This window comes from Desulfoferula mesophila, from assembly GCF_037076455.1.
Taxonomy (GTDB): Bacteria; Desulfobacterota; Desulfarculia; order Desulfarculales; family Desulfarculaceae; genus Desulfoferula; species Desulfoferula mesophila.
Genome location: NZ_AP028679.1, coordinates 1,594,692 through 1,610,239 on the forward strand (window position 1 = coordinate 1,594,692; position 15,548 = coordinate 1,610,239).

The following is a 15,548-nucleotide window of genomic DNA, read 5'->3' on the forward strand; positions in this document are numbered from 1 at the left end:
GGGCTGTGCCGGGTCGCTGATAAAGAAGAAATCAAGAGCCCAGTCCTCCGAAAGGAGGGCCGGGTTTTAGTTTGGGGTCGAGACTGTGCAAAGTGAACTGCGGGGAATGGGAGGCAGTAAAAAGAAGGGTTGCCGCAGGGTGGGGGAGGTCGTTTGTCGTGCGGCGAGGCGCTTGGCGTGGGCGCAGCAGGTAGAGCCTAATTGCGCCGCGCCTCAACCATCTCGTAGCGGTAATTACCAGGCCAGCGGTCCAACACCGACGCCTCACCTTTCCTTACCTGCTCCCCTTATCTCCCCATCTCCCCGCATCAAATCCACAGGGCGAAGATATAATGGCGGACGGACCAACCCCCGCCCGCTCTTTCTTACCTTATTGGCCTCTTCCCTTATTCTTTATTAAGTTCCGCGGCCAAATCCCGGGCCCGCTCCAGGCACTGGTCCATGTTCAGATACTCGAAGGAGCCGAAGCGGCCGCAGGTGTGCAGCCCCAGGCCTTCCAGCCACTGGTAGACCTTGGCCCGGTTGGCCAGGTAGTCGCGGTCGTAGACCACGTAGGCGTGCTTGATGCGCTGAGCCTGGCTGGCGATGATCTCGCTCTCGTCGATGCCGCACAGGCCGCTCACGTCCCGGGCCACCCGGCCCACCAACTCGTCCTCACCGGCGCCGAGCAGGGCATCGCCCGGCGGCACGGTGATCTCGGCCACCAGGTGGGAGCAGCCCTCCGGGGCGTTGAAGGGGCTGAAGTAGCTCATGTAGCACACCCGGTGGGGCAGAAGGGCCGGGTCGGGGATGTAGACGGCGCTCTTGTCGGCCAGGCCGGTGTGCCCCACCCCCAGCATCACCAGGATCACGCTGTTGTATTGCAGGGCCGCGCAGGCGCCGCGAGCGTCGTCCGGCGCGCCTTGCAGGCAGGCGGCCAGGTCCATCACCGGGATGGTGGAGATAAGGCGGCGGCAGGCGTAGGTGTCTTGGCCGTCGCTGACCTCCCAGCCCTGGGCCGTCTTCTTGACGGCCGTGGCCCTAAAGCCGGTGACCAGGTTCACCCCCTGGGCCAGGGCGTTGGTCAACGACTCGATGCCCCCGCGCTCGGGGTAGAGGAAGTTGAGCTGGTGGGTGTAGCCTTCGGTCTCGATGCCGATGGCCGCCTTGACCACGTCGGCGGTGGGCGGGCTGGGGATGCGCTCCACCCAGTGCACCGAGATGTCGGCGGCCGGGCGCTTCCAGATCTTGTCGTTGTAGGGGATCAGGTACTTTTCGCTGATGCCCCGGCCGAAACGGAAGCGGCACCATTCCTCCAGGTTGGTCGGCTCTGCCTCGCTGCGCTCCAGAAAGCCCATGAGGCACTCGAAGATGTCTTGTTTGTCCAGGGCGTAGAGGCCGTTTTCAAAGGGGTACTTAACGAAGCGGTCCTGGAACCAGATCTGGTTGTTGCGCCGCTGCTCAAGCAGGTTGCCCTTCAGCCAGGCGGTGAGCTGGGCCAACAGGGCCTGGTCCCGGGAAAACAGGATGTGCCCCCCGATGTCGTAGGTGAAGCCGTCTTTCACGAAGCTGCGGCACAGGCCGCCGGGGCGCTCCTCGGCCTCCAGCACCAGGGTCTCGCCCTCCAGGTATTGGGCCAGGCTCAGGCCGGTTAGGCCTCCGCCCAGGATGGTGGTCTCGGCCTGCTCACTCATGGCTGCTTTCCTTCCCGGGCCCTGAGGTGGGCCTCCAACTCGGCCAAACCGGCGGGCGAGCCTATCTCCATGAAGGCCCGCTCCACCACGTAGGCCCCCAGCTCTCCCCGGCGGGCCAGGTCGCGGAACACCTCCTCGATGGCATAGGGCTCCCCCTCGGGTATGGCCGCGAGCACCTCGCGGCTCAGGGCGCTGAGGCCGTAGTCGATGCAGTCGAACTCCGGGCCGGGCGACCACTTGTCATAGTCGGCCACCCGCTCGCCCGCCAGGCGCACGTTGCTGGGCTCCTTGGCCCCACGGTTGCGCCAAACCACCATCATGGCCGGCAGGCCCGAGGCCAAAAAGGCCTGCCACACCCGGCGGTGCTCGATCTCCAGATAGCTGTCCCCCCAGGTGAGCAAAAAGCGCTCCTCCAGCAGGGGGGCCGCCTTTTTGAGGCTGCCGCCGGTGCCCAACAGGACGGGGCCGTCCAGGCTGTAGGCCACCTCCAGGCCCCAACGGGAGCCGTCGCCCACGAAGTCCTGGATCTGCTCACCCAGGTGGCCGATGCACAAGACCACCTTGTCCACCCCGCCGGCCCGGAGCAGCTTCAGCTGGTGGTCCAGAAAGGGCCGCCCGGCCACCGGCACCAGGGGCTTGGGGACGTCCTTGGTCAGCGCGCCCAAACGGGTGCCCAGGCCCCCGGCGATGATAGCCGCCTGCATTTTAGCCCGCGTATTTCATAAAGGTCGTGCGTCCGGCTGCGCCAGCCACCCGCATACGGCGTTGCTGGCTGCGCTCGGTCCTCAACGTAGCTCTGGCGGCTACGCCTGCGGGCCTCGCTTGCCAGACGCCTTGTCTGCCGGCGGCTGGCTGTGCCGGGCCCTGGTACAACCCATAATCTAATAAACTCAATATCATTGCCGCCCAACCTTAATGAAAAACGCGGGCTAGCCTTCGCTCAACATGGCCCGCACCGAGGCGGTGACCGCCTGGGCCGAGGTGTGCTTGGCCTGCCAGCCCAGGCTGTGAATCTTGTCCAGCACCAGGCGCACCTGGGGCACGTCGCCCTTCCAGCCCCGGTCGCCGCCGGTGTAAGCCAGCCTCACGCCGCTGAGGCCCATCTCGGTGATGACGATCTTGGCGATGGAGGTGACGTCCAAGACGTCGTCGGCGGCCACGTTGTACACGTTCACCGGGTCGCTGGTGTTGGCCATGATGAACAGCATGGCCGCGATGACGTCGCTGACGTGCACGTAGCTTTTTGCCTGGGTGCCATCGCCAAGGATTTCGAGACTATGCGAGTCTTTCTTAAGTTTTCGGATGAAGTCGTAGCCCACCCCGTGGGTCTGGCGTCCACCCACCACGTTGCCCATGCGTAGCACGTAACCGGTCATGCCGTACTGGTGGCAAAAGGCGCTCAACAGCCCCTCGCAGGCCAGCTTGGAGGCCCCGTAGAAGCTGATGGGCAGCAGCGGGCCGAAGTCCTCGGCGGTGGGTAGGGTGCCCACGTCGCCGTAGATGCCGCTGCCCGAGGTGTAGAGAATCTCCCGGGCCTGGTTCAGGCGCATGGCCTCCAGCACGTTGTAGGTGAGCAGGGTGCCCTCCCTGAGATCCAGGTCGGTCTCCAGCATGCCCCGGGCGATGTCCGGGTTGGAGGCGTAGTGGATCACCCGCTCGTGCCCGGCCATGGACTTGACGACCAGTTCCAGGTCGGACAGCTCGCCTTTCACGAAATTGAAGTTGGGGTGATCCAGGTGGTCCTTCAAGAAGTCCAGGGATCCGGAGGAGAGGTTGTCGAACACGGTGAGCGGGCCCTGGTCTATGAGGGCGTCCACCATGTGGCTGCCGATGAAGCCGGCCCCGCCGGTGATAAAGGTGCGCATTGACTTATTCCTCCAGGGAAGGGGCCGCCCCTTTGCCCGCGCCGAACCGGCTGCGCAGGCCGCCCAGGGTGGCGCCGTAGGCATGCAGGTAGACCAGGCCCAAGGGCACGGTCAAATACATCAGAGCATTGATGAAAACACTGTAGATCAGGGCCTGGGAGCTGTCCACGCCGAAGTAGCCCAGGCCCAACACGCAGAAGTATTGCAAGGGGCCGATGTTGCCCACCGTGGAGGGGATGGTCATGCCCACGAAGATGAAGCAAAGCACGAACAGCACCTGAGGGTAGGTGACCTGCAGATCGAAGGCGTAGGCCAGGAGCCAGTAGGCGGCCCCCTCTATGAGATACACCGCCCAGCCCAGGGCGATGATGGCCGCCAGGCGTGAGGGGCTCTTGACCACGGCCAGGCCCTGCACAAAGGTGGTCAGCCAGCCCTGGGCCCGCTCCCGCAGGCCCTCCCAGGGCAGCAGGGCGGTCAGCTTGAGCACCCAGCCGGGCCGCCGCTGCAACCAGAACAGCCCGGCCATTAGCCCCAGGCACAGGGCCAGGCCCACCAGGGCCAGGCGATAGAGCTCGCCCCGGCCGGTTAGCCACACCGCCACGCACAACAGCACCAGCAACGAGAGCACCTCCAGCACCCGCTCCAGCACGATGGTGGAGAGCACCGAGGTGGCGGGCACCTGTTCCCGGCGGCCACAGATAAAGGCCCGCACCAGCTCGCCCAGGCGGGCGGGCAACAGGGAGTTGGCCGCGCAGCCCACCAGGATGTAGCCCAGGCAGTCGCCCAGGCCCACCGGCTTGATGCGCCCCAGGATAATGCGCCATTTTTGGGCCCGAGGGATGAACCCGGCCAGATACACCAGCACCACCGGCAGCAAGAGGGGCCAATAGACCTGGGTGAGGGCCTGCCACAGCTTGGCCGGCTCCACCTTGCGCAGCACCAGGTAGAGGAACAGGGCGGTGATGATAAGGAGTATCAGGCGCTTGGCGAGGCTTTTCATGGCAATCCCGGCCGAAGGGGCCATGGCGTGGGTTGCGGTTGCGGGGGCCAAAAGCCCCGGACCAACGATTGCTCAACCTATCAGAGCCCCAAGGCTTTGGCAACCGCGCGCGGTGGCGCGGCCCGTGCGGATATGCTAAATCTAGCCTCGCGAAAGGACGGACATAATGAGCCCAAGCGAACCCCAGATCACCGTGGCCATGATCTCCATGAACGAGGAGCGGGCCGTGGGCAAGGTGATCGCCGACATAAAGGCAGCCGCGCCCCAGGCCCACATCCTTTTGGTGGACTCTTCCAAGGACCGCACCCCCGAGATCGCCGCGGCGGCCGGGGCCGAGGTGCTGCGCCAGTTTCCGCCCAAGGGTTACGGCCCGGCCATGATGCGGGCCCTCACCTCGGCACCCGGCCAGGTGGTGGTCACCCTGGACTGCGACGACACCTACCCCACCGACCGCATCATGCAGATGGCCGACTACGTGCTCTCGGGCCAGGCCGACGTGGTGGACGCCTCGCGCCTGGAAAAAAAGCCCGCCTCCATGCCTTGGATCAACTACCTGGCCAACTGGGGCTTCGCCTGGCTGGCCAGCGTCTTGTTCCTGCGGCGCATCACCGACCTGCACTCGGGCATGCGCGCCTACCGCACCAGCCTGTTCGATGAAATGGCATTCGAGGCCAACGGCTCGGCCCTGCCGGTGGAGCTGTTGCTCAAGCCCATGGCCCACGGCAAGAAGCTCCAGACGATCTTCATCCCCTATGACGAGCGCACCGGGGAGAGCACCCTGGACCCCCTGAAAAGCGCCTGGTGGACCCTCAAGCGCATCCTCAAGGTCCGTTTCGGCAGCTAATCCCCCGTCTTGTTTTTGCCGACGGCCAAGGGCAGCAGGCCCGCCCAGTACAACGGACGGGTCAGCGGGCCGGGCTGGGCTTGGAGCAACACCCAGCCTTGCAGAGGCTGCTCGCTGGCCGCGTAGCCCGCCCGGCTTAGGGCCTGGGCCGCGGCGGGAGCCATCTCGCCCTCCACGGCCACGCTCAGGGGCTCATCCCCGGGCATCAACTCCATGGCGTAAAGATAGGGCGGCAGCCAGGCCGGGCGGTGCCTTGTGGCCGGGCCCACGCGCATCGGAGGGGGCAACCAGGCCCGCAGCGTCGGGGGCGCCCATATCTGGTCCAGGCCCCAGGTGGTCTTGGCCAGGGTTTGCGCGGCCAAAACCGGCGAGGCCGGAGGCTCCGTCCGGGCCAGGCGGCCCACCAGCAGCTCGTTTATGGCCCAATCGCCCCTGGCCTGGCCGGTCTGCTCCAGGCGCAGATAGCGCAGGGCGACGGGCGCGAAGCGAATCTCCTGCCAGGGAGACCGGAGGCTGAGGTTCAGCCGCTCGGCGCTCCAATGGAAGGGCAGGTAGGGCTGGGCCCTGGCCAACTCCCGCCAACGCTCGCCGTCGCTGCTGCCCAGCACCTTGAGCTCCCTGGGCAACAGGCCGGCCCGACCGGGGAAGATGAGCACCTGGCACACCTTCTCCACCTTCCCGCCCAGGTCCAGGGTAGGGCCGCTGCCCGGCCTCTGGGGCCAGGTGAGGCGGGTGGCGGCGTCGCGGTCCCACATAGCCGCGCCCTCGCCGCCCCGTAGACTCCAGGGGCGGGTGTCCACCAGGGCCAGCTTGCGCTGGGGCGGCTCGAAATCATAAAACACGTGCCAACCGGGCTGCACCCGCTTTTCCCGGTAGCTGGCCCCTACCGTGGCCAGGCTTTGGCGGGTGACCTTGGCGTTGGACTCGCCCAGCATCACCACGGCGAAGCGGGGGGCGCGCAGCAGCGCCTCCTTGTAGGGAGGGTGGCGCTCGTGGTCAAAGGGCAGGAGGATCACTTCCTCGTCGGCCAAAAAGGTGCCCTTCATGCCCATCCAGTAGTCGTTCACGTAGGCGTAGCGAATGCCCATCTCCCTCAGGGCGCTGGTCAGGGCCTTTTGTTCCGGCCCCATGGCATTGGCCACGGCCCGCTGTCCGGCGTGGTTGAACGGCGAGAAGGCCACGGTGCCCCACAGGCTGCCCCCGGCCACCAGGGCCAGAAAGGCCCAGCCCAGCCCGGCCCAGAGCCCGCCCCGGCGGCGCAGGCAATCCCAGGCCAGGGCGGCCACCAGGGGCCAGAGTATGTACAGGGCCAGCAGGTAGCGGAAGGAGCCCGAGTCGGCTCCGCCCACCGCGCAGAACACGTAGGCCACGCAGCCCAGGGTGAGCAGCAGCACCTCGCCGCCGCTGGTCTCCGGTTTGCGGCCCAGGCGCTTGACCAGGTCCCCACCCCAGCGCCACAGGGCCCAGGCCAGGCTGAGCCCGGCGGCCAGGGCCAGGGCCGGCCCCAGGCCGGGGAGGAGCCAGCTCTTCTTGAACCAGGTGGCCCCCACCACCGCGGGCAGGCCGTGGCGCAGCAGGAAATACAGGTTGGCCGGGATGCCCGAATTGGGCCGGGGTATCTCCATGTAGTGCAGGGTGCCGCCCATGGTGAGCCAGTTGTGATAGATGAGGGGCGCGGCCCCCAGCAGGGCGGCCAGGCCCATCAACCAAAAGCGCGGCATGATCAGCAGGCGGGGGGCGCTGTAGAGCAGCAGGAACAGGGTGGGGGGCAAAAAATAGACGAACAGGGGGTTGGTCCACACCCCCACCCCTGCGGTGAGCCCCCAGGCCAGCAGGATGGCGGTCTGGCCGGGGCCGGCGGGTCCGGCCTTGAGCAAGAGCACCGTGAGCCACAGCAGCAGGGCGCCCAGGGGCAGCATCTCCACGTGCAGGCCCCGGGCCACCACCGAGTAGGCCACCAGCATGTAGGGCCCCAGGGCGGCCAGCAGGGCGGCGGCCAGGCCGGCCCGGCGGCCGATGATCTCCTTGCCCAGGAGGTAGAGCAGGGGCAGGTAGCTTAAGGATATGAGGACGGCGGTGAAATTGAGGGCGCGGGGGCCGGAGCCGAAGATGGCGAAGACCCCGGCGGCGATGATCGGCTCCAGGCTGCCGCCGTAGTGGTTGCCCCAGTACAGGGCGTAGAAATCGCCGTTCAGGGCGTGGCGGGCCATGAGCCCCACCACCGCGATGTCGCTGTCCAGATAGGGCCAGGCCAGGTACAGGCCGCGTACCAGGGCCCCCAACAGCACGATGCCCATGAGCCACCAGACCACCCGCAGGCCGCCCGAGGGACGGTCTTCGCCGGGAGGGGCCGGGGGCGCTTGGGGACCTGGGATCAAGGCCAAGTTGTTTCCGCCGTGGGGCCGGGCCATTAAAGGGCGTGGCGGCCGGGGCCCCGCTCCGGGACGCCTGGGGCCAGTGTAAAGAGCGAGGCCCGGCTTTACAAGGGGCTTGGAGTCGGGATCATACCGGGGCGACCTGTGCGGCCGGCGGTGTCGAGGGTACTCGTTAGCTGGTAAAATTCATCCTGTTCAGTTCCATGAGGGCGTTCCAGGCAGGCTCGGATGGGGATAAAAATACTCGCTCCGTGGAACTGGATATGGCATGTTGTGGCCACGGTGAGCCAAGAGAGTCCATGGCTCGCGCCAAGTAGTTTTAATAGACCCAGAGGTGGTTCAGACCATCGGCATAAAGGTAGTTTGAATTAACAATATGAGCGTTCACAAACCATCTCTTAAAGATTATTTGGCGATTTGTCGTTTTGATCATTTCACAAAGCACGTTTTCATAATACCCGGGATATGTCTGGCCTATATTCTTCGTTATCAGCACGTGCATATCCAATGGGCCAACATCCTTTTCGGATGCATAGTTGCCTTGTCCATCGCCTCGGCCAACTATGCCATAAACGAATGGCTCGACCGAAATTTCGACAAGTTCCACCCTGATAAATCATGGCGCACGGCAATCCAGTTCAATCTTGACCCTCGTGTGGTTTGGCTGATGTGGGGGGGGCTGGTTTTTATCGGGCTGGGCGCCGCCTGGCTCGCGGGCAAAGTCATGTTTATCGCCGGGTCGCTATTCGTACTGCAAGGCATATTCTATAACGTCCCGCCGCTGCGCAGCAAAGACCGCGCTTATCTTGACGTCGTTTCGGAATCAATTAACAACCCCATCCGCTTGACAATCGGCTGGGCAATGATTGACCCGACCACTCTTCCCCCCGCCTCGATAATTTTGGCTTACTGGCTGGGGGGCGCATTCTTGATGGCCGCCAAACGATTGAGCGAATATCGGGAGACGAATGCAGCGGGGCAGAGGGAAGAACTAGAGAAGTATCGCAAAAGTTTTTTGCATTATAGCGAACTGTCATTGCTTATTTCGTGCGTGGCGTACGCGATGATGTCCAATTTTTTCATGGCGGTGTTTTTCATAAAATATCGGGTTGAATTTATAATTTTGCTGCCAATGACCACCTACCTTTTCTGTTACTATTTGGCCATTTCCATGAAGCCGGGGTCGGTCGCTCAAAAGCCGGAGAATTTATTACATGAGCGTAATTTAATTGTGACCATGTCGGCCCTATTTGTTTTGTTCCTGCTGGCATTATTTATCGATATGCCGTTTATCGAGACTTTGGCCGTTCAAAAATACATCGTGCTGCCATAGTGGAGAGCGACATGGTTCGATGCGCAGACTTGGCGTGACATCGAACTTGTCGTTTTCGACGTGGATGGAACCTTCTACGACCAGAGGATCTTGCGCCGCAAGATGATGCTGGAGTTGTTGGCCCACTGTCTGGCGCAACGGTGTTTCATTCCGACTATCCGGCCGCTGCCAAGGTCGCGGCGTTGGGCTTGTCGGCTGATGATATTGCAGGTGCCCGGGACCACGGCGTCGGCATACTCAAGCCGCATCCCAGGGGACTGCTGCAATTGATGCAAAGGGCGGGGATAGGGCCGGCGCGCATTGCTTGATAAGATCCAGGCGGCCCTGCGCGGACCTTGCCAACTTCCGCTCCTTGGACGATCCGATATTTGCAACGTTCAGCGCGCCCGAACAAGCCTGAGGGGCGCGGCGGCCGGAGCCCCACTCCAGGACGCCCGGGTCCTAGGTGATGCGCGAAACCCGGTTTTACTCGGGGCTTGGGGCTAGGATTGCTTCGGCGGGCAAGGGGCGGCGTCCAGCAGGTCCGCCGGGCTGCGCCGGCTTTTGCGGGCGGCCTCCAACAGGAGGCGGTAGGGTTGTTCCCATTCCGGGGCCTGGCAGGCCGCCCGGCGCAGGTGGCCCACCACTTCGGGCCAGTCTACCTGGGAGGCCCAGAAGCGGGCAAAGGCGGAGTGGCCCGCCGGGAAGGGGGCGGTGGGGCGCTGGCCCCAGGCAGCCAGGGCCCGTTGGCCGCGCCGGAGCTGCTCCTGGGCCCTGGGGGGCCAGGAGTGGGAGTCCGCGGCCGGTTCATAAACGAACACTTCGGCGATCTTCAGGGCCGGCCAGGAAGGATTGCCCGGCTTCACCTCCAGGCGCAGCCAGCGCACGGTTTGGGGCTCGAAAGTGAACTCCAAGGCGGGCACCGGGGCCAGCTTGACCCGCTTTCCCCGCCAGGTGAGCCCGGCCATGCTTCCCTTGCCCCCGGCCAGGGTCTGCCAGGTCTTGCCGTCCAGCGATCCCTGGACGCTGAGGTTGTAGAGCATACCCGGCTTGCCCCGCCAATTGAAGGGGGGCAAAAGGCTCAAGCGGGCCACCGGCCGGGCCTGGCCCAGGTCCAACAACAGCCGGGACGGCCGCTGGTTATCGCCCGGCCAGGCGGTGCCCAGGTTGCGGTCCAAGACCGACGCGGCATGCTCCTGCTCGGAGTGGGCGCGCCAGTCCCGGGAGGGCAGGGGGACCAGGGTGGGTGCGGGATCGAAGTCGTGCCACACCACGTACTCTTCCACCTCCAGGGGACTTTTCCACGCCCCCAGGCGGCGCAGGGCGCGGTCCAGCATGGCGGGGGCGGGCACGGCCAGGCGCTTGTGGGTGACCCAGGCCGGCTGGTCCGCCGCGTCCACCTGGCGCAGATGGCTAAGATTGCGCGCCCCGAAAAAGTCCGCGGCCAACAGCCGCCCTTGGCTCTCGAAGGTGAGCGGCAGGGCCACCCGGCCATGGGCGTAACTGAAATTCACCCCCTCGTCTTCCAGAACCGCGAGCAGGGCCTCCACCGGCCGGTGGGGCGTCTGGGCAAAGCGCTCCAGATACAGATGGTGGGTGTAGAGATTGAACAACAGCAGGCCGCCCATGAGCCCCACCCCCGCCAGGTGACGCCATTGGCTCACCTTGACCAGCCACAGGGCGGCCAGCACGGTCAGGGGGATCATCATGGGGGTGGCGTAGCGCAGGATGGCCTTGTGCCCGTGTCCGCTGGAGGCGTGCAAAAACAACAGCACCCACAGGGCCAGGATTATCAGGTCGGCCGGCGATCGCCAGGGGTTCTGCCGCTTCCAGGCGCGGCGGGCCCAGCGCACCAGGGCGGCCACGGCCAGGCCCAGGGCGGGCAGATAGACCAACAGCAGCACCACCGCCGGGGCCGCCAGGGGCATCTGCCCGGCCACGCTGCGCCCGTCCCACCAGGCCCCGATGAGCATGGGGCCCCACACCGACTTGAGGAGCATGGCCGCGTTGGACCAGGTCCGGCCCAGTTGGGATCCGCCCACCTGCACCAGGGTGAGCCAATGATGCTCGGCGTTCCACGCTAACAGAGGGGCCACCCCGACCAGCAGGCCCAGCCCGGCCAGCCAGGGCCCCCGGCCCAGCAGCCACCGGGGCCGAGCCAGGCCCAGACCCAGCACGGAAGCGGCCACCAGGGGCAGGATCAGCAGGCTGGACCACAGGCCCAGGCCGCCCACCACCCCCAGGCCCAGGGCCCACAGGCCCTCGCGGCGGGGAGGGTCAAAGGCCAGGCGGCAGGCCCCGGCCAACAGCAGCGCCCCGGCCACCACCGCTTCCAAATGCCCGCCGGTGACGTACACCCCCTGAAAGCTCAAGAACAGGGGGGGAAGCGACCAGAGGCAGGCGGCCCAAAAGCCCAGGCGCCGCCCCCCGGCCGCCCGGCCCAGGGCGAACAGGGCCAACACCCCGGCGCTGCCGTAGACGAGCAGGGCCAAGCGCAGCATCAGGGTGCTGGGCCCGAACAGCTTGAACAGCAGGGCGGCCAGATAGGCCTCCAGGGTGCCCATGTAGGGCTGGCCCCAGAATAGGATATGGTGCTTGCCGTCGATTATATCCAGGGCCATCAGCCCGGTGACCGCCTCGTCGTAGTCCACCTGACTGAGCGAGGGGCAGGAGATGAGCCACAGGCGCACCGCCCAATACAAGGCCACGCAAGCGGCCAGGCCCAGGGCGGTTTGCCAGGCCTTGGGGCGCCGGGGAGGCTCGCCCGGATTCACTTGGCGGAAGGGGCTTCGGAAGGATCGAAGCTCTTGTTGAAGCGCACGCGCCACACGTTGAGAAAGGCCTCCACCGCGATGGAGCCGCTGAGTTTGGACTGGCCCACCCGGCGGTCTTCGAAGATGATGGGCGATTCTTCGTGGCGAAAGCCCAGGCGGTGGGCGCGAAAGGCCATTTCCGGCAGGGCGGCGAAGCCCTGGGCCCCTATGCTGGCCAACTGCAGGCGCTCCAGGACCTGGCGGGGCCAGCATTTGTAGGCCCCGGTTAGGTCGCGCACCGGAAGGCCCAGCACGGTGCTCACGTAGATGTTGGCCCCTTTGCTGAGAAACCGGCGGCCCAGTCCCCAGTTCTTCACCCCGCCGCCGCGCACGTAGCGCGAGCCGATGCCCACCGCCCCCTTGCGGGCGGAGGCCACCAGGGCGGGCAGGGCCTCGGGGGGATGGGAAAAGTCGGCGTCCATCTGGGCCATAAGCGGCGCGTCGAAGTTGGCCAGGGCGTAGGCGAAGCCTTCGCGGTAGGCGGTGCCCAGGCCCTGCTTGCCGGGCCGATGGAGCACGTGGATGCGCGAATTTTCCCTGGCCAGCGAATCGGCGATGCGGCCGGTGCCGTCGGGCGAGTTGTCGTCGACGAAAAGGATGCCCAGGTCCAGCTCCAGGCCCAGCAGGGCCTCGCTGAGGGGACGGATGTTGTTGGCTTCGTTGTAGGTGGGTATTACGACCAGAACTTCCATGGGCATTCTTTCGACTTCAAACGTTGTTGGCGGTCAAGTCTATCCAAATTAGCCGAGTTAGCAAAAGATTTTTGCCCCTGGACGAGTTGAGCCCCCCCGCGGGGAGTCGGCCGCCGGCGGCGAGGCTGACCGCCGCGCCGGGGACCGGCCGGCTAGGCGGCTGAGCGCCGGCGGTGGCGGCGGCGGATCCAGAACCAGGCGCCCACCAGGAGCAAAAGCAGCAGGGGCGGCGCGCCCAGGGAGGCCTTGACCCAGGGCTCGGAGTAGACCAGCCGCACCGTGTGCTTGCCCGGAGGGACCGCTACGGCGGCCATGAACCCGTAGGCCATGGCGATGGGCGCGGGCTTGCCGTCCAAGGTGGCCCGCCATCCGTGGTGGGCGCTTTGGCTGAGCACCAGCCAGCCGGGACGCTGGGCCGTCACCTCCAGTGAGATGTCCTGGTCTTGCCAGGAGAGCGTCTTCACCGTGCCGCCGGCATCCGGGGCCGGAGCCTGGGGCGCTTGCCACTTGGGGGGAGGGGCGCGGAAAACCACCGTCCGGGAGGGATCGATGGAGGTCAGCACGTGCTCGTATTCCCAGTCCGGCTTTACCACCGCCGCCCGGGACACGAACCAGGCCCGGCCCAGGTAGGCCCGGTTGACCAGGTAGCCGGGCGGGCCGGGCGCCAGCCAGGGGCGGTCGGCGAGAGGCCGTCCGTCCAGGCGCAGTTCCTTTATGCCCACCAGGGCGATGGGATGGCTCGAGGCCAAGAGCACCGCGTCGGCCTGGGCCTCCGGCGGGGCTTGCAGGGCAATGACCTGGCCGTTCACCTCCCGGCCCTGGCGCAGGGGCCACTGGACAATGACGCGTCCCTGGCGCACCAGGGCCACCCGAGCCACCAGCTCGTCCGGCCGGGCCTGGCCGGGCAAGAGGGCCGAGGCGCGCAGGCTGAGCTCCTTCACCGGGACGGGGGCATCCAGGCGCACCGCCGACTGGCTGTAGCCGCAAAGGCTCCAATCGTCGCGGCTGGCCTGGGCCACCGGGCTCTTGGCGTCCACCAGCTTGACCGCCCACAGCTGGGGATAGCGGGGATTGGCCTCGGCCTTCCACCAGGTCTGCCAAAACCCCAGGGGCAGGCGGCGGTCCATGTAGCCGCCCGGCGGATTGATGAAATTCAAGTGGGAGAGATAAATGGGGTACTGGTAGCCCAACGCGCCGCCGGTACGCTGGGCCAACACCCGCCCCCCGTCCCGGCCGCCGGCCAGGCCGGCAAGCCGGGCGTAAGAAGCCTCCAGATGCGGACGCGGCTTGCTGGGGTCGTGGTGGCTGGAAGGATCGCCGGCAACATACTTGGGGAGGTAATAGAAGCCAAGGTCCAGGGCCACCATGGCCACCAGGAACAGGGCCACCAGGCGGGGCCTCGCCCCCTGGGCGCGGCGCAGCACCGCCCACCACAGCGCGCCCACGCAAAACAACAGCCAAGTCAGCAGGCTGGCCATGGGGAAACTCTGGTCAAAGCCGAACCAGTCCGCGTGCAGGGCCTCCACGGCCATGATCGCCAGCAACAGGGCCACCAGAATTCCGGCCAGCGCGGCCAAAAACCGCCGCAGGGTCGTCAGCTCCGGGGCCTGGGACCGGTAGAGCAGCCAGTGCAGGCCGTAGCCGGCCAGCACCAACAGGGCCAGGTGCAACAGGAACATCCAGCGCACGGTTTCCCGGAAAAGGTCGTAGCCGGGCAGCAGGGCGCAGAGCACCTTGTGCAGCCCCAGGTTGGCCCCCATCATCAAGATGATCCCGGCCAGCCCCAGGAGCTTGTAAAAACCGGTTTCGCTCCCCCGCACCCAAGCCACGGCCATCAGGGCCAGGCCCAGGGGGATGATGCCCACGTAGGCGGTATTTTCCGCGTGGCCCATGATCAGCTTGGGGGCCAGGAAATGGGCCAGAATCCACCAATCGCCCGATCCCTGGGCCAGGAAATCGCGCCGTTGAAAGCCCACCAGGGCCCCGTGCTCGTGCACCCCCAGCGGGTCGCCCAGGGCCGCCGCGGCCAGGTGGATCAGGCTGGGCAAGGCCCAAATCATCGCGGCCAGGCCCATGACCAGATAGGGGGCCACACCCAGGCGCCAGGCGGGCCGCCAGCCTCCCCGGTTGTATTCGCCGAGCGTCACGTACAGGCAATACAGGCTGGCCCCCACGCCCACGTAATAGAAAACCTGGGGCATGCCCCCCATGAAGCTCCAACCCAAAAACACCCCGGCCCAGGCGGCGTTGAGCAGGCCGTGGCCCTGACGGGCCCGGTGCAGGCACAAAAGCACCAGCGGGGCCCAGCAAAAGCTCTGAATCATCATGGAGTGTTCGCTGTGGGCCGTGACCACGCCCATGCAGCCCATGACCACGCCCATCACCGTGGCCGCCGCCCGGCCCAGCCCCAGTTGCAGGCCCAGCAAAAAGGCCCCCAGGCCGGCCAGGGAGCAGTAGGCGGTGAGCACCTTTTGCAGATAGGCGCTGCGCAGCAGCCCTTCCTCGAGGAAAAAGACGTTGAGCAGAGAGAGGGGGTTGAACAGATCGAAGAGGTATTCCATGAAGGGAACCCCCATGGACATCAATGGGTCCCACAAAGCCAGCTTGCCTTGGGCCAACTCGCGGTAAAAATAGGCCCGTTGCGCGGTCAGCTCCAGGAAGTCCCACCCCCAGAAAAGGCGGTAGTCCATTTCCGGCCACAGGTAGTACCAGCGCTGGAGCCAGGGAAGCGTCACCACCAGGGCGGCCCCGGCCAGGGTCCAGGCCAGGACCCCGCTCCTGTCGCGCCATGAGCCGCTGCCTTGGGAATAGATCATGAAAATCCTTATGCTTGAGGAGCAGGGTCATGCCAAGAATGGTCCGTTTTTCCCCGCCTTGTCAAGCGCGTCGGGGTCAACGCCTTGATAGTGCGGTCTAAACAGCCGGGCCGCGGCCTTGTGATGGCAAGAGGGCTGGGTTAAGATTGATCGGCTCT

The 15,548-nt window shown here is 66.0% G+C and carries 10 protein-coding genes; 2 read left to right on the forward strand and 8 right to left on the reverse strand.

From position 1 onward, the window contains the following. Window positions 1-386: 386 nt before the first annotated feature. The 4 genes from AACH32_RS07040 to AACH32_RS07055 form a co-directional block, all read right to left on the reverse strand. Window positions 387-1,673, reverse strand: coding sequence for a protoporphyrinogen/coproporphyrinogen oxidase (locus AACH32_RS07040; protein WP_338606077.1), 1,287 nt, complete (start codon window positions 1,671-1,673; stop codon window positions 387-389). Further along, window positions 1,670-2,377: a sugar phosphate nucleotidyltransferase gene (locus AACH32_RS07045; RefSeq protein WP_338606078.1), complete on the reverse strand. Its 708-nt coding sequence runs from the start codon at window positions 2,375-2,377 to the stop codon at window positions 1,670-1,672. Before AACH32_RS07045 ends, AACH32_RS07040 begins: the two co-directional genes overlap by 4 nt. A gap of 225 nt (window positions 2,378-2,602) precedes the next feature. Then, entirely contained in the window at window positions 2,603-3,538 is a 936-nt protein-coding gene (locus tag AACH32_RS07050) for an NAD-dependent epimerase/dehydratase family protein (protein WP_338606079.1), read from the reverse strand. Between the two features lie 4 nt (window positions 3,539-3,542). Then, window positions 3,543-4,538 (reverse strand): lysylphosphatidylglycerol synthase transmembrane domain-containing protein, encoded by a 996-nt coding sequence (locus AACH32_RS07055; RefSeq protein WP_338606080.1) that lies wholly within the window; start codon window positions 4,536-4,538, stop codon window positions 3,543-3,545. Window positions 4,539-4,704: 166 nt separating this feature from the next. Here AACH32_RS07055 and AACH32_RS07060 point away from each other — a divergent pair, with 166 nt between their 5' ends. After that, window positions 4,705-5,382 (forward strand): glycosyltransferase family 2 protein, encoded by a 678-nt coding sequence (locus AACH32_RS07060; RefSeq protein ID WP_338606081.1) that lies wholly within the window; start codon window positions 4,705-4,707, stop codon window positions 5,380-5,382. Here AACH32_RS07060 and AACH32_RS07065 read toward each other — a convergent pair. Continuing rightward, window positions 5,379-7,766, reverse strand: a complete 2,388-nt coding sequence (locus AACH32_RS07065; RefSeq protein WP_338606082.1) for a glycosyltransferase family 39 protein — start codon at window positions 7,764-7,766, stop codon at window positions 5,379-5,381. The two genes, AACH32_RS07060 and AACH32_RS07065, sit on opposite strands and share 4 nt — an antisense overlap. 367 nt (window positions 7,767-8,133) lie before the next feature. Here AACH32_RS07065 and AACH32_RS07070 point away from each other — a divergent pair, with 367 nt between their 5' ends. Further along, complete coding sequence (locus AACH32_RS07070) at window positions 8,134-9,090, forward strand: UbiA family prenyltransferase (protein ID WP_338606083.1); 957 nt, start codon at window positions 8,134-8,136, stop codon at window positions 9,088-9,090. 482 nt (window positions 9,091-9,572) lie between these two features. On the opposite strand, the gene AACH32_RS07075 is transcribed toward AACH32_RS07070, so the two are convergent. The 3 genes from AACH32_RS07075 to AACH32_RS07085 form a co-directional block, all read right to left on the reverse strand. Next, window positions 9,573-11,843 (reverse strand): discoidin domain-containing protein, encoded by a 2,271-nt coding sequence (locus tag AACH32_RS07075; RefSeq protein ID WP_338606084.1) that lies wholly within the window; start codon window positions 11,841-11,843, stop codon window positions 9,573-9,575. Then, entirely contained in the window at window positions 11,840-12,574 is a 735-nt protein-coding gene (locus tag AACH32_RS07080) for a polyprenol monophosphomannose synthase (RefSeq protein WP_338606085.1), read from the reverse strand. Before AACH32_RS07080 ends, AACH32_RS07075 begins: the two co-directional genes overlap by 4 nt. A 152-nt stretch (window positions 12,575-12,726) precedes the next feature. Continuing rightward, window positions 12,727-15,390: a YfhO family protein gene (locus AACH32_RS07085; RefSeq protein ID WP_338606086.1), complete on the reverse strand. Its 2,664-nt coding sequence runs from the start codon at window positions 15,388-15,390 to the stop codon at window positions 12,727-12,729. Between the last annotated feature and the right edge of the window lie 158 nt (window positions 15,391-15,548).